General features: G+C 62.4%; 18 protein-coding genes. 2 read left to right on the top strand and 16 right to left on the bottom strand.

Annotated features, from left to right (window positions below; translation table 11 throughout):
• Nucleotides 1–58 precede the first annotated feature (58 nt).
• Nucleotides 59–1,300 carry a glycosyltransferase family 4 protein gene (locus ACN9M3_RS16185; RefSeq protein ID WP_426317942.1) on the top strand — a complete coding sequence of 414 codons (1,242 nt, stop codon included), beginning with the start codon at nt 59–61 and terminating at the stop codon, nt 1,298–1,300.
• Nucleotides 1,301–1,339: 39 nt separating this feature from the next.
• Here the strand turns inward: ACN9M3_RS16185 and ACN9M3_RS16180 are convergent, their stop codons facing one another.
• Nucleotides 1,340–1,759 carry a hypothetical protein gene (locus tag ACN9M3_RS16180; RefSeq protein WP_426317941.1) on the bottom strand — a complete coding sequence of 140 codons (420 nt, stop codon included), beginning with the start codon at nt 1,757–1,759 and terminating at the stop codon, nt 1,340–1,342.
• A 6-nt stretch (nt 1,760–1,765) separates the two neighbouring features.
• Between ACN9M3_RS16180 and ACN9M3_RS16175 the strand changes: the two genes are divergently transcribed.
• Nucleotides 1,766–2,527, top strand: a complete 762-nt coding sequence (locus ACN9M3_RS16175; protein ID WP_426317940.1) for a hypothetical protein — start codon at nt 1,766–1,768, stop codon at nt 2,525–2,527.
• Nucleotides 2,528–2,594: 67 nt separating this feature from the next.
• On the opposite strand, the gene ACN9M3_RS16170 is transcribed toward ACN9M3_RS16175, so the two are convergent.
• The 15 genes from ACN9M3_RS16170 to ACN9M3_RS16100 form a co-directional block, all read right to left on the bottom strand.
• Nucleotides 2,595–5,249, bottom strand: a complete 2,655-nt coding sequence (locus ACN9M3_RS16170; protein WP_426317939.1) for a LuxR C-terminal-related transcriptional regulator — start codon at nt 5,247–5,249, stop codon at nt 2,595–2,597.
• Between the two features lie 381 nt (nt 5,250–5,630).
• On the bottom strand, nt 5,631–9,677 hold the full coding sequence (locus ACN9M3_RS16165) for a hypothetical protein (RefSeq protein ID WP_426317938.1): 4,047 nt from the start codon (nt 9,675–9,677) through the stop codon (nt 5,631–5,633).
• A 50-nt stretch (nt 9,678–9,727) separates the two neighbouring features.
• Complete coding sequence (sctV, locus tag ACN9M3_RS16160; protein ID WP_426317937.1) at nt 9,728–11,827, bottom strand: type III secretion system export apparatus subunit SctV; 2,100 nt, start codon at nt 11,825–11,827, stop codon at nt 9,728–9,730.
• Nucleotides 11,824–12,906, bottom strand: coding sequence for an EscU/YscU/HrcU family type III secretion system export apparatus switch protein (locus tag ACN9M3_RS16155; RefSeq protein WP_426317936.1), 1,083 nt, complete (start codon nt 12,904–12,906; stop codon nt 11,824–11,826). Before ACN9M3_RS16155 ends, sctV begins: the two co-directional genes overlap by 4 nt.
• Nucleotides 12,899–13,696, bottom strand: a complete 798-nt coding sequence (sctT, locus tag ACN9M3_RS16150) for a type III secretion system export apparatus subunit SctT (protein ID WP_426317935.1) — start codon at nt 13,694–13,696, stop codon at nt 12,899–12,901. Before sctT ends, ACN9M3_RS16155 begins: the two co-directional genes overlap by 8 nt.
• A gap of 2 nt (nt 13,697–13,698) precedes the next feature.
• Nucleotides 13,699–13,965 carry a type III secretion system export apparatus subunit SctS gene (gene sctS, locus ACN9M3_RS16145; RefSeq protein ID WP_426317934.1) on the bottom strand — a complete coding sequence of 89 codons (267 nt, stop codon included), beginning with the start codon at nt 13,963–13,965 and terminating at the stop codon, nt 13,699–13,701.
• A gap of 9 nt (nt 13,966–13,974) precedes the next feature.
• A complete protein-coding gene (gene sctR, locus ACN9M3_RS16140; protein WP_426161454.1) occupies nt 13,975–14,622 on the bottom strand; it encodes a type III secretion system export apparatus subunit SctR in 648 nt (215 codons plus the stop codon).
• Nucleotides 14,623–14,654: 32 nt separating this feature from the next.
• Nucleotides 14,655–15,710: a FliM/FliN family flagellar motor switch protein gene (locus ACN9M3_RS16135; protein ID WP_426317933.1), complete on the bottom strand. Its 1,056-nt coding sequence runs from the start codon at nt 15,708–15,710 to the stop codon at nt 14,655–14,657.
• Complete coding sequence (locus ACN9M3_RS16130) at nt 15,707–16,435, bottom strand: hypothetical protein (RefSeq protein WP_426317932.1); 729 nt, start codon at nt 16,433–16,435, stop codon at nt 15,707–15,709. The genes ACN9M3_RS16135 and ACN9M3_RS16130 overlap by 4 nt, the downstream gene beginning before the upstream one ends.
• Nucleotides 16,428–16,931, bottom strand: coding sequence for a hypothetical protein (locus ACN9M3_RS16125; protein WP_426161451.1), 504 nt, complete (start codon nt 16,929–16,931; stop codon nt 16,428–16,430). Before ACN9M3_RS16125 ends, ACN9M3_RS16130 begins: the two co-directional genes overlap by 8 nt.
• A 14-nt stretch (nt 16,932–16,945) precedes the next feature.
• Entirely contained in the window at nt 16,946–18,268 is a 1,323-nt protein-coding gene (locus tag ACN9M3_RS16120) for a FliI/YscN family ATPase (protein ID WP_426317931.1), read from the bottom strand.
• Between the two features lie 13 nt (nt 18,269–18,281).
• Entirely contained in the window at nt 18,282–18,917 is a 636-nt protein-coding gene (sctL, locus tag ACN9M3_RS16115) for a type III secretion system stator protein SctL (RefSeq protein ID WP_426317930.1), read from the bottom strand.
• The gene (locus ACN9M3_RS16110) at nt 18,914–19,684 is read right to left on the bottom strand and encodes a SctK family type III secretion system sorting platform protein (RefSeq protein ID WP_426317929.1); all 771 of its coding nucleotides are present in this window, start codon (nt 19,682–19,684) and stop codon (nt 18,914–18,916) included. Before ACN9M3_RS16110 ends, sctL begins: the two co-directional genes overlap by 4 nt.
• Complete coding sequence (gene sctJ, locus ACN9M3_RS16105) at nt 19,681–20,523, bottom strand: type III secretion system inner membrane ring lipoprotein SctJ (RefSeq protein ID WP_426317928.1); 843 nt, start codon at nt 20,521–20,523, stop codon at nt 19,681–19,683. Before sctJ ends, ACN9M3_RS16110 begins: the two co-directional genes overlap by 4 nt.
• A 14-nt stretch (nt 20,524–20,537) precedes the next feature.
• Nucleotides 20,538–20,918, bottom strand: coding sequence for a hypothetical protein (locus tag ACN9M3_RS16100; RefSeq protein ID WP_426317927.1), 381 nt, complete (start codon nt 20,916–20,918; stop codon nt 20,538–20,540).
• Nucleotides 20,919–20,920 lie beyond the last annotated feature (2 nt).

The following is a 20,920-nucleotide window of genomic DNA, read 5'->3' as shown; positions in this document are numbered from 1 at the left end:
ATTTCCGCAACAATTTAGGGATGTATGAACTTTTTTTTCGGTGTAAAGTGCTGCCGCCATGAATATCATCTTTGTCCACCAGAACATGCCCGGCCAATTCCTGCACCTGATGCAGCACCTGGCAGCCACCGGCCATCATGTCATTTTCATAACACAACGCAAGGGCATGAAAGTGCCCGGGGTGCGCACGATGGTTTACCAGCCAGAGCGTGGGGCGTCCCGCCAGACCCACCACTACCTGCGCAGCGCAGAATCGGCGGTGCTTTATGGGCAAGGAGTGGCGCGCGTCGCCATGCGGCTTCGCCACAACCGCTTCAAGCCCGACCTGATTGTCGGCCATAGCGGCTGGGGCGAGATCCTGTTCCTCAAGGACGTATTTCCGCACGTGCCGTTGGTCGGCTACTTCGAGTACTTCTACCACATCAGCAAGGGCGACGTCGGCTTTGCACCCGACGAACCTGTCACGCCGGACACCGCACCTCGCCTGCGTGCCCGCAACACGGTGAACCTGCTGTCACTCGACGCGGCCGATGCCGGCATGACACCGACGCGCTGGCAGCAATCGCTCTACCCGGAGCCCTATCGCGAACGCTTGCACGTGCTGCACGAAGGCGTCAATACGGCACGCATACGCCCGAATCCCAACGCGAGCTACCAGATTCCGGGTGCCGGCATTACCGTCAAGGCCGGCGACGAAGTCCTGACGTATGTCGGCCGCAACCTGGAACCGCATCGCGGCTTCCCAAGCTTTATGCGCAGCCTGCCCGAGATCCTGCGCCGCCGGCCGCATGCGCGCGTGTTGATTGTCGGCGGCGATGGCGTCAGTTATGGCGCGGCGCCTGCTGGAGGCGGCTCCTGGAAAGACGTCATGTTGAAGGAGCTGGGCGATTCAGTCGATTGGAGCCGAGTGCACTTCCTTGGCAAGGTGCCGTATTCCCACTTCACCAGCATCCTGGCGCTGTCGCGCGCCCATGTCTACCTGACCTATCCCTTTGTACTGTCATGGTCGATGCTGGAGGCGATGTCCAGCGGCTGCGTAGTCATCGGCTCGCGCACGCCGCCGGTGGAAGAAGTTATTCGGGATGGCGACAACGGGTTCTTGGTCGACTTCTTTTCCCCTGAACAGATCGCAGAGCGCGCAATACAGGTCCTGGCCGATCCCGAAGCGTTCACAAAGATTCGCCTGCGCGCGCGCCAGACCATTATTGAACGGTATGACCTGCACTCCATCTGCCTGCCTGCCCAGCTGACGATGCTGGATCGGGTCCGGCAGGGAGACTACAGCGTGATAGCGGCTTGAGCTTGCCTTTCATTATTCGGCAACTTGCAGGATCAACGATCAAAGCGCACACCCGGCAAAGATTGATTCAAGGCATTCGATGACGTGATCAAGTTTAAAGAGCCCTTCAGGAAGATTGACCTTCAACTGTTGCAGCGTCCGCTCTCTATCAAAGTACTCGTCATCGAATACCGTCAACTGCAGTACCCGTTTCTCTAACTCGTACTCGAGCCGCTTCGGCTTGAAGCCATTCATCTGATCCAGAAATTCGCACTCGATATCGCGATCACCCATTTCCCTTGCAAGGGCGATATACCCCCCTCTGTCAAACCAAATGCACAAAGACGAGAGGTCATCATCATCGTCCGTAATTGCTTCGACTTTTGTCGCAATGGCTTCCATAACTCCGCATCCCATAGAACTGCTCCACTGGCTGATTTTACCGTTCGTCCGCTCCAATCGGCATTCGATCGCATCCAAATTAAATTGCATTCCATCGGCCAGTACTATTGCTTCATGCGCCTGACCTCCCTGCTGATTGCTGCTCTAATCGCTGCCAGTTGCGGCCCTTGTGGCCCGGTCCTGGCACAGGACGCCGTTGTCCACGTCACGGCGCTGCGCAATCCCGCGAGTTGGCCCTATGATCCATTCCGCGCCGGCCTGGATGCTTTTGAGGAGCATAGGCATTTGGCGCCAAAGAGCGAGCTGCATTTTCATCTGGTGCCAAACGATCCAGGTCTAGCTCTCGACAACGTTCAAATCGTCATCGAACATGGCGATCAGCGCCTGGTGCTGGACGCGGAAAAGACGAGTTTCGTTTTACCACGTCTTACCCGGTATGACCCGGACGACGCTGTTCTTTCGGTGAACAAGCACCAGGATCTGTTCGACCAGCACTGGCCGACGGCCGCAGTACGTACCCCTGGCTTGTCATCCCACGTCTTGCGAATCGGAGACTTGAGGTTGGCGTGCCAGGTTAACATGGCCATCCTCAAGAAGAACTTGGGCTTCTGGGAAAGCGCGGCCCTATCGGTCATGGCGGGCCAGCGCGACTGGTGCGTTGTCGGACGCCATGGCGGACAATCCGTGCGGGCTCCCTTCGCCTTCCAGGCCGTGACATTCCACGACGGCGACCGCACAGAGCGCCGTACTTGGCCAACCCCTCAACTGTCGCTGTCCCTGCCGTCGGACCAGCACGGCTGGTCCGACGGCACGCTGATTGAATTCGACGCCGTGCCAGCGAACTAGCGCTATAGCCTTTGCAGGCGGGTCGATGCTGACAAGCGCCACGCGTGCGTCCGGCGGCGCGGACAAGCTAATCGGAAAGGCCAAGCTGGCGCAGGCGTTCGGCTGCCTGCAGCCGGCTGTTCACGCCCAATTTCACGTAGATTTTTTTCACGTGCGAATTCAGCGTATTCAATGAGATAAACAGGCTCTCGGCGATTTCATGGTTCGTCGCACCTCGCGCAATATGACTGACGACGAGCTTTTCTTTTTTGCTGAACAACTGGGGCAGGCGCTCGAAAGTCTGCGTCGAGTCCTGGGCGGCATCTGCGCCCATATGACCAAGCAAGGTATGAACATAGGATTTGTAATCAGCGCCGCGCGCCAGCTTTTTAAGCATTCCGGTCAGTGCGTCACCTTCATTGATGAATACACGCAGCAGATGCGTGCTTTCGGCCAGGCTGACCCCCTCTTGCAGCACCGTCATCGCTTCGTCGCTGCGGCCGTCTTTCTGCAGGCAGATCGCCTTGAGCACCAGGATCTCGGTCATCACCGCCAGACGCTGGTCTTGCAGAGCCGGATACCACAAGCGGTCCAACAGGTCGAGCGCCTGGTTGCGCCGTTCGGCGAGGATGAAAAAGCGCGCCAGCACGAGGTATTCTGCCTCGCGGCCAGGGGCCAGCGCTTCCTCGAGCGGCAAGCGCGCGGCTTCGCTCCAGAGCTGGACCGCATCCATCTGGCCGAGACTCAGCCAATAGTCCGCAATCACGGCTGACAGCGGCGCGACCTCCACTACCAGGCGGCCTGCGTAGCGTAGCAACAGGACCTCGAACCGGGGGTCGCAAGCTTCCACGGCCGCCCCCAGTTCCTTGCGCGTCTTCGCCAGCAGCACCCGGCCCCAGGCATTGGCGTACTGCATCCCGGCCGCAGTCATCTCGACGCCGCGCGCCAGATGCTGTTCCGCCAACACGAGCTCGTTCATTTCGTAGGCGACCTCGCCAAGGCCGATATGCAGCATGCCGCACGCCGGCAGGTCCTGCCAACCGCACACCATCAGGGCTTGGATGGTCTTGTCGTAGATCTGCTTCGCTGCCAACGGTCGGCCTCGCAGCAAATGACTGCGCGCCAGCGCGAGGGCGGCGGTGATTGGCACCTGGACGTTGTGGGTCGCTTCCCGGACCAGGATGTTGTTCTCAAGTAGCCGTTGCGCCTCATCCAGGCGCCCGCTGACAAAGTAAAACACGCCGCGTGCCACGGCTGCGGCGCGATACAGGGTCCGGGCTGGCGCCAGCGACGCCTGCGCTTCGTCCAGATGGGCAAGGCCCTCGTCGATATTGCCCTCGTACGCCGACTGGCAGCCGCGCAATAGCGCAAGCTGGCCCAGCATCGCGCGCTCCTTGCCGCCGAAAGGCGCGTCGTGAAGTCCGGCCAGGCACTTGTCCACGAGGCAAAGGTGGCGTTCCAGCTCGGCCAAGTCATCCCGGTACAGATAGCCCCAGGCGCAAACCATCGACAGCAAGGGGCGCTGCGCGAGCACAGTCTCCGGCAGCTGTCTCGACCAGGCCAGCGCACTGCCCATCCGGCCGTGGGAAAAGAGTTCGCTGTGGTGCTTCTCCATCAAATCGGCAGCCCATTCGTGATCGCGCGCTGCCAGCGCATGGTGGACCGCTTCCGTAATGAGACCGTTCTCGCTGAACCATTGACTGGCACGCCGGTGCAACAGCCGGATCGAGTCCGGCGCGGCCAGGCGCAGCCGGCTTTGCAGCAAGGCGCCAAACAGATGGTGATACCGATACCAAATGCGTTGCTCATCGAGCCCGAAGATGAACATATTGGCCCGCTCTATCTCGCTGATCAGGGCGCGGCTATCGTCGCGCCCGGTCACCGCATCGCACAGCGCCGCATTGAAGCGTTCCAGCACAGAGGTTTGCTGCAGGAAGTTCTGGATATCAGCGGCATGGCCCTGCAACACTTCGTCCAGCAGGAAATCGGTCACGTGCCGGTTGTCGCCGGCGAAGTTCCGGACGAAACCGGCCTTGTCGGGATGATGGCTCAGGGACACTGCCGCCAGCTGCAGGCCGACGATCCAGCCTTCAGTGCGCTCAGCCAGTATGCTGACCTGCTCATGCGGTAAAGAGAGCTGCATGACATCGTTGCAGAACGCTTCCGTTTCCTCCAGGCTGAAGCGCAAGTCTTCGCTGCGGTATTCCGCAATCTGCCCCTGGCCGCGCAGCCGCGCCAGCGAGAATGGCGGCTCGCTGCGGCTCGCGAAGATCAGCTGCAATCGCGCCGGTTGATGGTCGACCAGGAACGCAATGGCTTTGTGCACGGCCGGCTCAGTCACCAACTGCAAGTCATCCAGGATGAAGCACAGCCGTTCCGGCAGCGCACACAGCTGATTGATCAGTGGCCGCATCAGGACATCGATCGGGGGCGGTGGAACCAAGGCACACATATCGGCCAGGACTTTGCCGAACTCGGCACATTGGCCTTGAATCGCGCGGATGAAATGCACCAGGAAGCGCAGTGGGTCGTTGTCGCCGGCATCCAGCGACAGCCATGCGACAGGCGTGGAACTGGCGGCGGCCCAACTCGCGGCCAGTGTCGTCTTACCGTAGCCGGCGGGTGCGCAGACCAGCACCACGCGCGGCGCTTGTTCCGGCTGCTGCAAGCGCGGCCGCGCCAGCAAGTGCGCAGTGGCGGCGGGGATCACGAATTTGGTCGACAGAATCTGGTCGGCCAGCAAGACTTGGCAGGGATGGTGGGACAAATCGCTCATCTGATTACTGATCCATTCTAGGCGGCCGGGACAGCAACGATGAATGTCCCCGCCTGCTCTTGCATTGGAAACAACAATAAATACAGCTTAACGAATTCAAACCGGTTTGAAAATCACCTCAAATGGTGAGCGCTTGGTGATTTAGAGGTTTTACCGGGGGTCCCGACGCACGACCGCGCGGTGACGGTTGACCAGAATACCGGAAAGCGGTACGGGAGGTTGTCCCGATACAATTTATTGCAAATGACTAGGCAGAGGTCGGGTCCGGATGAGACGGGGCCGCTGTGCCGGTGACGGACGAGGTCACCGGCGGCAGGGTCAGGGAAAGCGATGGCTGGCGGCGCTAGATCACCCGTGCGCCTTGAAGCCTTCTGGCAAGATCAGAATTTCCCCAGCATTGAGGATGTTTGGATTCCGGCCATGCCCGCTGTCCTTGGCGCTAGCCTCCAGGCGTTCGTTCAGCCAGGGATTCAGATCATAGATCTTGGCGACGATGCCTGGATCGTTACCCGCGACATCCCAGACGTTGTCATCGGGTTTGACGGTATACACATTTTGGGTCGATACCGGCGGCGCGGCCGGCAAATCCGGTGGCACGGTCGACGGCGGCGGCGCCTGCGGCGGCAGCGGCAGATCGCGCGCTGCCAGCCAGTTCTTCCACCCGGCGGCACTGCTGATATGGATCGTCGTGGTGTGCGGACCCGCCAGCGAATAGAACGTCAGCTTGCGTTCCTCAGGGAAGTAGGACGTAATGTTGCCATTGCGATCCAGGCGCCAGTCGAGTTTGCCCTTTTCGTGGAACATGCCTGTGGCCGAATCTTCATAGCGGTTTTTCTCGGCATTGAAATGGATCGTCGGATGCTTGGACAGGTCCACGTCGGCCGGCTCGGGCGGCAGGGCCAGGTAGCTGTCATAGAACGGGTTGGCATCGGCCACATTACCGTTGCCGTCAAGATGATCGGTGAGCGATTCGGTGGCCTCCAGCATCTTCCCGAGCACCTTGGTGTCGGTCTTGTTGATGTAGTCGATGAACTTTTCCGGGTCGCCGCCGGTGGTTGCGTAGGCTTTCAGGAAGCCGTCGACCTTGGCGTTGCTGCTCCACCAATCGTGCTCCGCCATCACGTCGGCATGCGCCTTGTCGAGGCCGACGCCTTCCATGAAGGTCCGATCATAGTTCTGGAAGTTCTGTATGTTCTTGTTGTGGTCCCAGGCCCAATTGGCGACCGTCGTGCCCAGGTAGGCGATGTTGACAACCCAGCCGATCGGGTTACTGCCGAATACGGCGAAACGCCCCACAGTTTTCGTGGCGCCCTCTTTGACGATGTTTCTGAACAGCAGGCCCCTGACCGACGGGCTGAGCGTCTCTGCCCACTTCGCCGCATTGCCCTTTGATCCGGTGCCGAACAGATGCTCGAACACATCCAGCATTTTGCTCGTGCCAAGGAACTTCCTGGTCGCACTTGCTTCACCGAGCGCAGTTCGGGCGGTGGCACCGTCGACTCCCGATTCGCCGAGCGCATACTTGCCTGCCAGCCGCGTATTGAAGCTGAACTCATGCGGTTTCAATTCGGCGACCTTCTTTCCTTCCGACGCAGCGAAGGCAAACCGTTCGATCTTCCAGCGGGTTTCGGCGGCAGCCTTGAGCGCCGGATCGGCCATGACCTTGGCGCCGAGGGAACGCAAGGTCATCTCGCGCACCTGCAGGCGCAACAGCATGGCGTCGCTGGCGAGATTGACGGATTGCGTGCCCAGCTTAAACTGTTGCGTATCGGTGGCCGCCGTGCCATCCGGGTTTTTGAAGGGCAGTGTTCCGTTGAGATTCATGAATACGCCGCTGCCATCCCATGCCGTGGCTATCGTCATCAGGCCAACCAGTTGCTTGACCAGCGGCTGTGTCGCCTCGGTCGCGAGTCGTGTCCAGCGGTCGCGCACCGAGCCTTCCTTGACATAAAGACCCCAGCTGCTCTCGCCGGATTCGGCGGCATCGAAGAATTTCGTCCCGAAATTCTTGATTTTGGTGTCGAGCTTATCGCCACCTTTCCCCAGCAGGCCGTCGCCAAGCGAATGCGGCTGGATGCGCGCCGCGCCCATGCCGGCCTGCATCAGGTGGAAACCGGCGAAACCGCCCACCAGGCCGAGCAACAAGGCTTTGCGCAAGGGCCCGCCGACGTCACCGACCTGCACGTTGTCGAAGAGATACCCGGTCAAGGCTGCCTGGAAGGCGCCGCCGACACCCCAGATCACAGTGCCGCCAAAGTAAGGCAGGTGGGCCGCGCGCGAGGCGTTGATCGCGGCGCCTGGCAAATTCACGCCGCCGTTCACCTTTCCGATGACATAAGTCTCGGCCAGGAATTCCGCCAGGTCACCGGTCAACTGCGCGCCAATACCGAATTTCTGCGCCTCGCCGCCGCCGTTTTTCAGATCGTCCGAGAGCATCTTGCGGGCAATCTGGGTACTCGCGCGCATCGAAGCGCTATCGCTCAGCAGGATGGTCGAGGTCACCTTCTCATCGGCCATCAGGGACTTGCGAGTGCCATCGGCCTTCTTGTAGCCGTCCATCCCGCCCAGGTCCTTGCTGTAGAAATCAACGGCCTCGCTGGTGCGCAGCAGCCTGTATCCCATATCGTCGATGTCCTTGCGGCCGTCGATGATGTCTTTTTTGAGTCCCGGGAATTTTTCAATCATCGCCCGTTGACCCTTGACGAAATCGTCCTCCGTCAGAAGTTGCGAGTATTTGCCCTGGACCAGCAAGGGCGCCATGCCTTTGGTCGCCTTGTCGAGCATGCCCTCGTTATTTTTCTTCAAGCCGTTAAGGCCGTCATTGATCGCGCGCAGCGTCGCATCGCGCCACACCCCCTGCTGCTTTTCAAAGCGGCCCGCATCGTGGAACTTCCCGGCCGCGCCCATATCAACTTCATCCATTTTCAGGGTCGATACCTGGCGCACGGTTTCCAGGGCAAGTGTCGCGTGGCCGTCGGCCACCGCATCCTTGAAGCCCAGCTGGGTAATATCCGACGCGGGTTTGGTGGCGATGAGGTGCGCGATGCCCTCCACCGCAGCCTTGATTTCAGGGTTGCTGTATTCTTTCTTCTCCCAGTCGCCGCCGGCAGCTGCGACGTCCACCGCCGCCGACAGCGCCTTGGCTACTTTGATACCCGACCCGATATCTGTGATGGTCCGCTGGCCGTCCTTGCCCTTTGCCTGCCGGGTAGCGATATCGTCGACGATCTTTTCCACCGTCGGTTTCGACTGGTTGATGATCCTGGCGGCGATCTCGGGCGATACAGCCGAATGTTTGGACGGGTCGGTCACGTCGCGCAAGGCCTCGGCGCCCGCCACGGTGCCCTTCTGGGCATACGCATCTTCAACCGCTTTGACACCGTCCTTGACGTAGTTGTCGATGATTTTTTGCACGCCGGGGTCGGCCATCACCAGCCCCTTGATCGTCGGGTCCACACCTTTCGGCAGGGCCTTGCCCAGCAAATCGGCTTGCGCCTCGTTGCCCAGCACGGCACTGTCTTCCACCCGTTGCAGGATTGTGGCCGCCCCGATCACGGTCTTGAACTCGGGATCATTGGCGTAGCGTCCGTTCATCTGCGTGGCCGCGTAAGCCAGCGGGTCCAGTTCACGGATCTTTACACCGGCAGGCAAGTCGGCATAGGTCGCGCTCAATTCCTTGCGGGTCGCTGCCAGCAGTTCCTTCTGCTTTGCGGCATAGTCTTCGCGCGCGCTGATGATCTGCGCGCTTGTGACAGACTTGTCGCCGTCCTGCTGCTGTGCGGTCAGGTCGTCGAGCTTGGTGCCGGCTTGGTTGACTTCATTGAGCTTGGTATTGGTCGCACGTTCGGTGGGAGTTTCCGTCAGGACGGTGTCCAGGCTTTTATTGACCGCCGCCTGGGTAGCCGGGTCGTCACGGTAGCGGTTCGCGATATCGTGCGCTGCGTTCTGCACCGCCTCCTTGTTATTCGGGTCGCCCTGGTAGGTCAGGCGCAGTTCGGCGGCGATCGCCTGCTCGGCCTTGGCCTGGTCGCCGTTGGCGACGGTGCGCCGGGCCACGTACATTTCCCAGTCGGCCTGGTTGTCTTCCGGCGCCGCATCGCCGAAATCGGCTTGCAGCTTGTCCGCCGCCTGCTTGGTCTCTTTCGCGGTGGCGACCGTCTTATCGGTGTACTCCTCGGCAGCCTTCACGGCCGGCGCCGGCACCTTGACGAAATCGATCTGCGGCTTGGTCACCAGCAGCGGCGATGCCCGCGGCCCCTTGGTGACGTAGTCGGCATTGACCACATTGGGCGCCGGGGGCGGCGGCGGGTCCACGGGCTTGGGCGGCGGCGGCGGGTCAAGGTCCAGCAACTGTACTGCGCGGTGGATGATGCCACCGAAGTCGATCCCTAACATATTGTTCTCCTTTGTTGGTTGGCTACCGTTCATGCGATGCAGGTCTGTGCCTAGATCTCCACTGAACTGACCGGCACTACCCTTACCGTTTGCCTGAGTTCCTGGTACGACACCACGGCGAGATCGGCCAGCTCCACCTCGGTCAACTTCCTGAGATAGGGCCTGATCTCAAGCGAAGTCAGCAGAACTGCTGTTTTCTCCACATGGGTTTCCACCGCCTGCTTGATATTGGCAACCAACTGGTTGCCGATTTCCGGATCAAGCATCAGCACCGAGCCCGCCGAGGTTTGGCGCAGGGCTTGCCGCAACTGTTCTTCCACGCGGGGATGCAGCACGATCGCCGGCAGCGAACCGTCCTCCAGCGCGAAGCGGTGCGAAATGTAGTGCGTCAGCGCGATCCGCACGTATTCGGTCAGCAGGACCGTGTCCTTCTCCCGCGGCGCCCATTCAATCAGGGCCTGCGCGATCACCCGCAGATTGCGGATGGGAATTTCGTCGCGCACCAGGCGCTTGAGCACTTCCGCCAGGCGCGGCAAGGGCACATTGCGCTGCAGTTCCTTGTCCAGGTCGGGATACTGTTCGCCCAGGCGTTTCAGCAGGTACTGGGTTTCCTGAATGCCGATGAATTCGCCGGCGTGGCGGCGCATTACGCTCAGCAGGCTGCGGGCCAGGATCTGTTCATTCTCCAGATACTTCAGGTTTGCCGCTTCCAGCGCGTCGATCTCCTCCACCGGGACCCACAGCGCAGCATGTCCAAGGACCAGCGTGCCGCCCTCCCTGTAGGGGATACGCGCCAGGTCCAGCATTTGCCGGGACGCCAGTGCCAGTACCTCGTGCTCCGCCAACTGCCCGGCCAGCACGGGAATTTCATCCACATAGATCCGGTATTCGCCCTCCGCGAGGCGCGCATTCTCGCGCATGACGAGGCCTGGAAACGGGATGCCCAGTTCGACACTGAAGTAGCGCCGCACCTCGGCCAGTTCGGTCTCGAAATGCACCGGTGACAGGACGCTGCCAACGCCGGGAAAAGCCTGCACCACCAGCGGAATCGTCAAGCTATGCTCCTCGGCGTCGAGCAGGGTGCGGGTCACGTCATGGCCTTCCTTCTGCATCGACGGGACCGGCGTCTGTGCCGCGTTGGCATAGCGCCGCCGCGCCGGCACCAGGAAAAAACCAAGCGAGGCAACCGCAATGCCGAGCAGGATGAACTGGAACTTGGGAAAACCCGGTACCAAAGTCAGCAGGAAAACCATCGCGCCGCCCACCAGCAGGGCCTTGGGTTGCCTGCTGATCTGCGCAGCGATTTCGCTGCCGAGGTTCGGACTGCCGACCCGGCCCGGATCGGAAACGCGGGTGATGACGATACCGGCCGCGATCGACACAAACAGGGACGGTATCTGCGACACCAGGGCATCGCCGACGGTCAGCACCGCGTAGGTCTGCAGCGCCGTGCCGGCATCCATCCCTTTGCGGAAGACGCCGATCGCCAGCCCGGCCAGGATGTTGACCGCCGCGATGATCAGGCCCGCGATCGCATCGCCCTTGACGAACTTCATCCCGCCATCCATCGCCCCATACAACTGACTCTCGCTCTCCAGTTTGGCGCGGCGCTGGCGCGCCTCGTCCTTGTCGATAATGCCAGCCCGCAGGTCGGCATCGATACTCATCTGCTTGCCCGGCATCGCATCCAGGCTGAAGCGAGCCGCCACTTCGGCCACCCGCTCGGAACCCTTGGCCACCACGATAAACTGGACGATTGCCACGATCAGGAACACCACCGCACCGACGATCACGTCGCCGCCCACCACCATCTGGCCAAAAGTTGCGATGATCTCGCCGGCATTCGCGTTCAGCAGGATCTGCCGCGTCGACGCGATGTTGAGCGCCAGCCGGAACAAGGTGGTAAACAGCAGCAGCGATGGAAATGTCGAGAGGCCGAGCGGGGAGGAAATATACAGCGCGACCATCAGCAGCACGACGGAGATCGTCAGGTTGAGCGCGATCAGGCTGTCGAGAATGAAGGGCGGCAGCGGCAAGACCATCAGCATGATGACGGCCACCACCAGGGCCACCAGCAGCAGATCCGCATGGCGCGCAAGCACCGACCACGATCCGGGGGCTCCCAATCCATGCATCGGGTTATTTTTCACTCTGATCCCTCGCCAAGTCGTCCATGAAAATCCCGTACCCAACGCAGCACCTCGGCAACGGGCTCCAGAAATTCGTCCGGTATATAAGCATTCAACTGCACCGCCTCATTCAGGCCGCGCGCCAGCTTGACGTTGCGCATGATGGGGATACCCTCTTCCTGCGCGATGTCGCGGATCGCCTGCGCAATATGCCCCTCTCCTTTTGCGACCACCAGCGGCAGGTCGGTCACGCCGGCTTCGTAGTACAGCGCGACGGCGATATGGGTCGGGTTGACGACGACCACATTCGCCTTGCGCACGTTCTCCAGCATGTTTCCCATGCCCACTTCCTGATGCAGGCGGCGGCGCATGCCGCGCATTTCCGGACTGCCTTCCATTTCCCGCGATTCGCGCCGCACTTCATCCTTCGTCATCTTGTGGCGCTTCAGGTAGTCCATGCGCTGGAACCAGGTGTCGAACACGCTCATGGCTACGAACGCCACCGTGACCATCCATGCCATCTGGCCGATAACGTTGCCGGCCAGCGGCAGCAGGCCGCCAACCGGGAGCCACTGCGCGCGCACCAGCGCAGGCAGGGTTGCGCGCGCCACCCACCACAGCACGGCGGCCAGCGCGATCAAGATGACGATCAGCTTGACCAGCTCGACCAGGTTGCGCAGCGAGAACAGGCGCTTGGTCCCTTCGATCGGATTGAGGCGCGACAGGCGTGGCATCACCGGATCCAGAGAAAACACCGCGCCGACCTGGATCGAACCCAGCAGCGCCGCCGGCGCGGCCATCAGCAGCACGACGGCGCCGCAAATCCACGCCGCTTCCGTCAGCAGGTCGCGGGTCCATGCCAGCAACACCGCCGGATCGTCCAAGGTGCTGAAGCTGGCGCCGGCTGTGCGCGTGAGCATGGCGCCCATTCGCTCGACCAGGCTCACGCCGCCAAGCGTGAACAGGACCAAGGCCAGCACGATCGCGGCCGTCGCGGCCAGGTCCTTGCTGTGCCAGACATCGCCCTTCTTTCTCGCGTCGCGCAGCTTCTTGTTGGTCGGCTGCTCGGTCTTGCTCTGGCTGGACGATTCGCTACTCATGCCAGACCCCGCGCAGTGCGTTCAGCATCCCGGGAAAATCGGCAATGGGCAGAGCGCGCAAGCTCTCCGACATGCCGGCCCCGTACAGCAACATGAGCAGTGACAGGATCAGCGCCTTGAGCGGCATCGCCAGGAAAAAGGCGTTCAGCTGCGGCGCAAACCGCGACAACAGGCCCAGCCCGATCTCCAGCATCAGCATCAACAGCAGGAACGGCGCCGCAACCTTCAGTGCCAGGCCCAGCATCTCGCCCATCGCGCGCAGCCCGACTTCCACCAGGCTCGCGTTGCCCATCGACAGCGCCATGCTCGGGATCGGCCACACCTGGTAGCTCTCATACAGCGTGCCGATCATCGACAGCAGGCCGCCGGTCACGAGGAACAGCATGGTGAACATCTGCATCATCAGGCCGCCCACCATCGAATCGTCCTGTCCCGTGGTCGGGTCGACCACGGTCGCCATGCTCATGCCGGCCTGGAATTCAATGATCGTGCCGGCGGTGTAAAGGGCCCAGAATCCTATACCCGACAGAAAACCCAGCACCAGCCCGATGCCCGCTTCCTTCAGGAGTACGAACACGACCTGGGGAGTGGAAATCGACAGCATGGCCGGATCATGCAATGCGGCCGGCAGCATCAGGCTGCTCAAGGCCACGGCAAGCGCCATGCGCACCATGACGGGGACAGTCTGCCCCATGAAGATCGGCCAGACTGAAAAAGCCACCAGCATGCGCGTCATCAGCAGGCTGGTCACGATCAGGATGGCTTCTCCCTGGTGCATCATGGTGCCCATTGCTAGCGTACTCCCGCAATGGCGCCAAACATCTGGTCGCCAAACATATACAGCTCGCTGCCCAGCCACGATGAAGTCAGGGCGATCGTGACAATGATTGCGATCAGCTTGACGCCGAACGATATCGTCTGGTCTTGCACTTGTGTGACCGCCTGCAGGAACGCCAGCGCCAGGCCGGTAATGCTGGCCACCGCGATCACCGGCAGCGACAGGATCAGGATCAGGAGCAGCGCCTGGTTGACATAGGTGATGAGGACGGAAAATTCCATGGCGCCGGCCTATTGATAAGTAAGGATCAAGCCGTGCACCAGCTTTGACCAGCCGTCCAGCACGACGAACAGCAGGAGCTTGAGCGGCACCGACACCACCGTGGGCGAGAACATCATCATGCCCATCGAGACCAGTATGTTGGCCACCACCAGGTCGATAATGACGAAGGCAAGGTAGATCAGGAATCCGATCTTGAACGCGGCCGTCAGCTCGGTCACCGTGAATGCCGGCACCAGCACCAGCAAGTCATCGCCCGTAAGCGCCTCGGCCCGCTCCACCGGCCATATCTTGCCGGCCGAGCGGACGAAAAATTCGCGCTCGCGCGGATTGGTGTGCTTCGACAGGAACGCCCGCAGCGGTTCGCGCGCCAGGCCCAGGATGTCGAAGAAGCTGCCCGCGTTCATCTGCTGGCCCGGCTTCACCTGCGCCTGCACGGTGTCGCTGATCTTGCTGGTGACCGGCGCCATGATGTAGAGCGACAGGATGATCGCCAGCCCGTTCAGGACAAGGTTGGGCGGCACCTGCTGCAAGCCCAGCGCATTCCTCACCAGGCTGGTCACCACCACGATCTTGGAATAGGACGTCACCATCACGGCAAGGAAGGGCGCCAGCCCCAGCAAGCCCAGTGTGGTGATGACGATGATCGGATCCGGCATTCCCTGTGGTAGCACGTTTCCCCCTGCAACAGCTAAGCGGATTGTTCGTTGCCGCCGCCGGCAACGCGCACGATGCGCACGCCCAGCTTGCGGCCGATGGTGATCAACTTGCCTTCGGCGATCACCGAGCCGAACACGCTCAGCGTCACTGTCGCCAGGCCGGCATCCTGCTCCAGCTCGAACGTCTGGTCGGCGTGCAGGCGTTCGATCTCCGCCAGCGGCAATACCATCTGGCCCATTTCAAACACGACCGGGACTTCGATATCGGTATGGTCCTTGTGCATGGTGCTTTGCTCTCCTCGGTTGACAACCAGGCCTTGCTCGGGCGCCAGGATTCCGGAATATGGCGCCTGTAGCGCCACGGTGCGGTGCTTGAGACGAGCCGACCACGCACGCTGGCTGCTGTTGCCGGGAATGAGGACCAGCGTCACGCCATGACGCGAAATCGCCCCGCCTTCATCGATCCACGCCACGTCGCCGACGCCCAGGCCGCGTACCGTGGACATGGCCAGCACAGTGCGTCCCACGCGCAGCCGGACCGCGACCGGCAAGTCGTCCCTTGCCAACATCGGCGCCGGGGCGCCTTGCGGCATGGTCCGGTGCAGCCATTCCAGCGTCTGCAGCGCACTGGCCGCCAGCGTGCCGCGCGACTGCGTACCGTCTTCGCGCGTCGCGACAAAGCCGATCGCGCAGGGCCAGGCCTCGCTGTCCGGCATCGACCAATGCACCGCGCGGATGTCCGCGTCATGCATGAAGGCCGGCGGCAGCGCCGCGAAGAAGTCCGCGGCAACCCGTTCGATGACCAGATTGCGCATCGGCGCTGGCAGACGGGAAAATGGTTCGCCGACCAGGCGCGGGTCGATTCCGGCCAGCCCGTCCAGCTTGACCAGCACGGCTTGGCCCGCCAACGTGCATTCGACCGCGACAGCAAACGATGAATGCGGCGGCACATAGCCCCACTGGATGCGCAGGCGCCGGCCGGCCATCGGCCATTCGGTATGCTGCCGCACGGCGAGCCAGGCATTCATCAGGCGGCTGACGTCAGGCTCGAGCTGATCGAGTGCCAGGCAGGTGGAATCAGGCATCATGCCTCGTCTCCGGCCGTGTCATTACGCTGGACCAGGTCGAGCCGAACCACCAGGCCCGTCGATTTGTTCAGCGCGTCCAGCAAGCGCGCGCTACCGCCGCGCATCTGGCGCAGCATCGCTTCGTCCGCCGCGTGCAGCCGCACGTTGAGGAAGACACCGTCACGCGACATTTCCACCGAAGAGCCAGGCAGCGATGCGCCGAGGTCGACCATGATGTGCCCCGTCCCCGCCTTGGGGCGGTCGGCAACGTACAAGTTGGCGCTGAAATGCTGCAGCAGCGCCGCCACTTCATCGTTCTGGACAACCTCGGCATGAGCCGCAGCGGCCGACGCAACCTCCTCCTGAAGCGCGGCGGGAGCGTGCTGGCCTGGCCGCTGCACGCCGGCCGCCATCAACTCGGCGGGTATCGCGAAAGGCAGGGAAGACTCGCCGCCCTCCCCGCCAGGCGCCGCCCGCGGGTGTGCTGGCGCAAGCCAGGAAATGACCTCCCCCCCTTCGGATACCGGGTCGGACCAGTCCGCGCGGAGCGCATGCGCGGACGCGTCGCTTGCCTGCGTATTCGGCTTGGCCGGCGGCGCCGACGCCGCGTCCGGCGCCCGCTTGAGCATCAGATCGCGAAAGGCTGCGACAGCCGCATCGGACGTGGGCTGGTATGGCGACACACCGGCTTGCGCAAATTCCGGGAGGTTCCGCTCGCCGCCATCGATCGTGGAAAATTCATTCATGCCTTGCCTCCGGCGCGGCGGCCTTCCTGGCCAGGTACCAGCTCGCGGCCACGGCGTCTTCCGACCGCTGCACGTTACGCGCTTCCTGCTCCTGGCGCCGCTTTTGCTTCATCTGGCCGACCACATCCATGATTTGCGTCAGGGCCTCATACTGCTTCCTGGTCCTGGCCCGGGCCGCATCGACTTCCTGCTGCGCTTCCAGCAGGCATTCAACGATGCTGGCGCGCTCTTCTTCGAGATCGTTCTCGAGCGCGGCGATTTTCAGGTGCTGATCGGCATAGTCTTTGCCTCGCTGCAGTGCCCCGCCCTGCTGTATCCACGCCTGCCACTGCTGGTCCCAGGCAGCCCTCTGGGCGGCCAGGGCTTGCAGCGCTTCCTCCACGCGTTCGACCTCCTGCCGGATACGGTTGCGCACCGTCGCCCTGCGCGCGAGTTCGGCGTGTGCGCTCTGGAGTTGCGCGTCCCGAACCTCGACCAGTTTTTCGTGCTGTTCCATGGTTTCCATGTCCTCTAGCTCGCCGCTATATTGCGCATGGCTGCCAGCGTTTCCCGCAGGCCGGACGATTCTCCCGGCGCCTGCCGAAGCAGCGCCGAACACGCTTCACGGCTACGAATCGCCCGATCCGCGACGGCATCCGACCCCGCCTCGTATTCGCCGATCTGCAACAACATCTCGATCGACTGGTACTTGGCGCTGAGCTCGCGCAGTGTTCCCGCCAAAGCCTGGTGCTCAGCCGATGCCACGATGTTCATCACCCGGCTGCGGCTCTGCGCCGTATCAATCGCCGGATAATGGTTGGCGGCGGCCAGCTTGGCAGACAGGATGATGTGGCCATCGAGTGTCGACCGCACTTCTTCGCCGATCGGATCGCCTGCCTCGTCATCGTCGACCAGCACCGTGTAGAAGGCGGAAATCGCGCCCTTCTCGTTTTGTCCGGCCCGTTCAAACAGCTTTGGCAGCACCGTAAACACCGAGGGAGGAAAACCGCGCCGTGTTGGCGGCTCACCGGCCGCCAGGCCAATCTCGCGCAATGCGCGCGCATAGCGCGTGACCGAATCGACCAGCAGCAAAACCGAACGGCCCTGGTCCCGGAAATACTCGGCAATCGCCGTCGCCACGCAGGGCGCCTTGGCCCGCTCCCCGGCCGCCCGGTCCGAGGTCGCCACCACGAAGACGGTGCGGTCCCGGCGGGCAGCTGGCACTGCGGTACGGAAGAACTCCCCCACCTCGCGCCCGCGTTCGCCCACCAGCGCTACAACGGTGACATCGGCTGCAGCGCCGTGCGAGATCATCGACAGCAGGCTGCTCTTGCCGGTGCCGGCCGGCGCAAAGATCCCCATGCGCTGCCCTTCGCCGCAGGTAAGGAATGCATCGATCGCACGCACGCCCGTGTGCAGGGCGCTCAGGATCGGCTTGCGCCGCAGCGGATCGGGCGCCGGCGCGTAAACCGGGTATTCCTGCACCGCGTCAATCGGCCCCAGGCCGTCGATCGGCTCGCCGAATCCATCCAGCACCCGGCCCAGCACACCCGGCCCCACCTTCACCCCCTGAGTGCGGCCCAGGTGCACCACCTCTGTCTGGGTCGACAAACCGGCCAGCTCGCCGAAAGGCATCAGCAGCACCAGGTCGCGGACGATGCCGACCACCTCGGCCTGCATCCGCCACGGCGTACCCGGATTGCGCAGCTCGCAGATATCGCCGACCCGGGCACTGACGCCGCTGGCCTTGATCAATGTTCCCACCGCCTCCAGCACTCGGCCGCGCGTCTCGATCGCGGAAAAGCCACTGAGCGCATCTGCCAGTGCATCGGAAAGATAGTCCGTGTTTACCATGTCGCTCCGCCCCTCATTGACCGGCCGGGCCGGAGCGCCGCTTGCCGACGAATGCCCGGGTCAGGCCCGCGCGTATCGCCGCGATCTGCGTATCGAGGCTGGCGTCAACGATGCCGAATTCGCTCTCCAGCACGCACATGCCCGGCACGCCGGCGGGATCCTGCACCACGTCGACAAATTCAATCTCGGGAAACTCGGCCAGCACGGGCGACAGCAGCGCATTGACGGTGTCGAACTGTTGCGACGCCACGATCAGGCGAAAGGAATTCTTCCGGCTTGAATTGGCTATCGTGCGGCGCACCAGACGTTCCATCACGGTGCGGTCGCCAATCTCGTGCAGGATGGCCTGCAACGCGTCCATCACCGTTTTGACCAGCCGCGCCTCCAGGCAGATGAACGACGAATCCATTCTTGCGGTGGCTTCGACCATCGACGCCGCATACTCCGCGCGTCCCTGTTCGATGCCAAGCTCGCGTCCCTGCCGAATCGCGGCCTCGCGTTGCGCTTCCGCCAGCGCCACGATCTCGGCGGCCCGGCGGTTGGCCGCCGCCAGCGTTTCCTGCGCGGTGGCCAGCTGCGCGAAATCGTTCGCCTTGATGACTTTTCCATCGGCGCTGGCGAGCTTGCCGCGATCCATCAATATCATCATTGCGCAGTCCTCCCAGGCGCCGCGAACAGCCACGCATGTTCCGGCGCCGCCTTGTTCAGGACGGCGACAAAGAGCGCGGCCAGCCTGCTGCGGTCATGCTCCTCCAAGACCGGCCGCTGGAGGCTAGCCCAGTCGCAAGGAAACCTGAACTGCATGCGGGCCAGCGTTGCCCTCGACGCATCGCCCAGCAGGGCGCCAGCCAGGCCGACCGCGCGCCGGGTCCAGGCTTCGTTATCCGGAAATGCCGCGCCGTGCGGATGGAAGACGTAGCCGAGTACCGGAAGCGGCGCAGTCCATCCCAACGCGAACCGATGCGCCTCGCGGCCCAGCGTGCGTTCAATCGCTATCATGTCGGCGCCAAGCACCGCATGCCTGATCTGGTCCCGCACCAGCAAGCCGGCCATCAATCTTGCGCAACGTTCGAGCACCGCTGCATCCAGCAAGGCGATGCTTTTCATGGGCTCGGAGAAGTCGAAATCAAAGTCCTGGTCCAGCTGGCACGCCTGCAGCAACGCCAGGGACAGGCGGCGCAGCCAGAACGGAGAAGCATCGAGTCCATCGGCAAGCGGAAGATGCCGGCCCAGGCGGGCGATCCAGCTGGCATGCGCATAGGTTGCTGGAAACAGATTGAAACGAAGCCGAAGATCGAAAGCGCGGTCTCGCACCAGCGGCTGCCAGGTGAGGCCAGGCGTATCGCCAGCGGGGCTATCGGCCTTGGCAGCGTCTGTGAAGCCAGGTGGTGATGCCTCCAGCGTGACGGCGCTCATGCCCGTTCCCTCTGGCGCGCTGGACGTTCCCGACCGTCGCCGCGTGCCGGCGCCCCCCGTGCTGCCAATTTTTCCTTGAGCCAGCTGCGCAAGTGCGCCGCATTCAGCAGGAGTATCAGCAGGATCGCCACCACGATCCAGGGCAAGAGCATCATGGTCCAGAGTGTTGCCACGCTGGAGTTGGCGACGATCGCGCCGAAGAACCGTGCCGTCGGCACCTGGTCGGAAGTGGTGCCGGTGGCACGCGCCGGGAACAGGCTGACCGACACCTTGTCCACCGTCAGCCCTTCCACGCTGCGGATCACCAGTTCCTTCACCTCAGGGATCACGGCCTTCATATTGATATCGGACCGATATTTCAGGAACACGGAGGCAGAAGACGGCTTGACCGGCGACGCCAGCGGATCGTTGGACGGCAGCACGATGTGCACACGGGCGCTCAGCACGCCGTCGATCTGCGACAGGGTCTTGGCGATCGCCTGCTCAGTCCCATAGGTAAAACGGATGCGTTCTTCCGTGGGGGACGAAATCAGATTGTTACGCGCGAAGATTTCACCCATGTCCGCGTAATGCTGCGGCGGTTGTCCGTTCGAATTCAGCAGGCTGATGGCTGGCGCCATCTTGGCGCTGTCGACCCAGATGCTGTAACCCTTTTCGCCAGCACGCTTCTCGGCGCTGATACCGCCTTTCAGCAAGGTCAGCAGAACATCGTTGGCCTGCTGCTCGGACAGGTTGCTGTACACGGCCTGCTCGCAGCCGGAGAGGAACAGCAGGCCCGCCAGGAGCAGTGCATAAGCAAGGCGCCGATCATATCGGGTCGACATATGGTTGTTTTCCATGGACGGTTTCAAGGTCAATTGCGCTGGAACAGGGACTCCGCACCTTTCTCCGTCATCCCCGCCGCCTTAGACACCACTTCAAAGGCCGCCGACGTCTTGACCATGTCATATTGGAGCTGCAATACGTCCTTCATCGAAAGATCGCCATCTTTCTTCAACAGGTTTTCCACCGCATCTTGCGCGGTGCTCCACATCGACGACATGTTTTCGCTCTGGCTGCGGATCAGTTGCGAAGCATCCCCCGGCCCGTCGGCCGCCAGGGTGGACGACTGCGGCTCTCCGAGCAGTTGCTGAAAGCGGCTGACGGAGGCCTGGTCCGGCGCTGGCGCTCCGTTGGCACCGGCCTGCGTCGACGACTGCAAGGCCTGCAGCGATGAGAGGGAGGTAAGATCCATGT

It is taken from the genome of Pseudoduganella sp. R-43, assembly GCF_049913255.1.
In the GTDB taxonomy this organism is placed as follows: Bacteria; Pseudomonadota; Gammaproteobacteria; order Burkholderiales; family Burkholderiaceae_D; genus Rugamonas.
This window is presented reverse-complemented; position numbering and strand designations above follow the sequence as displayed.

Bases quoted from the DNA above. Each gene is read 5' to 3' on its own strand.
- sctJ (WP_426317928.1), bottom strand. From the start codon at position 20,523: ATGGAAAACAACCATATGTCGACCCGATATGATCGGCGCCTTGCTTAT.
- sctS (WP_426317934.1), bottom strand. From the start codon at position 13,965: ATGGAATTTTCCGTCCTCATCACCTATGTCAACCAGGCGCTGCTCCTG.
- ACN9M3_RS16185 (WP_426317942.1), top strand. From the start codon at position 59: ATGAATATCATCTTTGTCCACCAGAACATGCCCGGCCAATTCCTGCAC.
- ACN9M3_RS16130 (WP_426317932.1), bottom strand. From the start codon at position 16,435: ATGAATGAATTTTCCACGATCGATGGCGGCGAGCGGAACCTCCCGGAA.
- sctT (WP_426317935.1), bottom strand. From the start codon at position 13,696: ATGGGCACCATGATGCACCAGGGAGAAGCCATCCTGATCGTGACCAGC.
- ACN9M3_RS16165 (WP_426317938.1), bottom strand. From the start codon at position 9,677: ATGTTAGGGATCGACTTCGGTGGCATCATCCACCGCGCAGTACAGTTG.
- ACN9M3_RS16110 (WP_426317929.1), bottom strand. From the start codon at position 19,684: ATGAGCGCCGTCACGCTGGAGGCATCACCACCTGGCTTCACAGACGCT.
- ACN9M3_RS16155 (WP_426317936.1), bottom strand. From the start codon at position 12,906: ATGAGTAGCGAATCGTCCAGCCAGAGCAAGACCGAGCAGCCGACCAAC.
- sctL (WP_426317930.1), bottom strand. From the start codon at position 18,917: ATGATGATATTGATGGATCGCGGCAAGCTCGCCAGCGCCGATGGAAAA.
- ACN9M3_RS16120 (WP_426317931.1), bottom strand. From the start codon at position 18,268: ATGGTAAACACGGACTATCTTTCCGATGCACTGGCAGATGCGCTCAGT.
- sctR (WP_426161454.1), bottom strand. From the start codon at position 14,622: ATGCCGGATCCGATCATCGTCATCACCACACTGGGCTTGCTGGGGCTG.
- ACN9M3_RS16125 (WP_426161451.1), bottom strand. From the start codon at position 16,931: ATGGAACAGCACGAAAAACTGGTCGAGGTTCGGGACGCGCAACTCCAG.
- ACN9M3_RS16135 (WP_426317933.1), bottom strand. From the start codon at position 15,710: ATGATGCCTGATTCCACCTGCCTGGCACTCGATCAGCTCGAGCCTGAC.
- ACN9M3_RS16100 (WP_426317927.1), bottom strand. From the start codon at position 20,918: ATGGATCTTACCTCCCTCTCATCGCTGCAGGCCTTGCAGTCGTCGACG.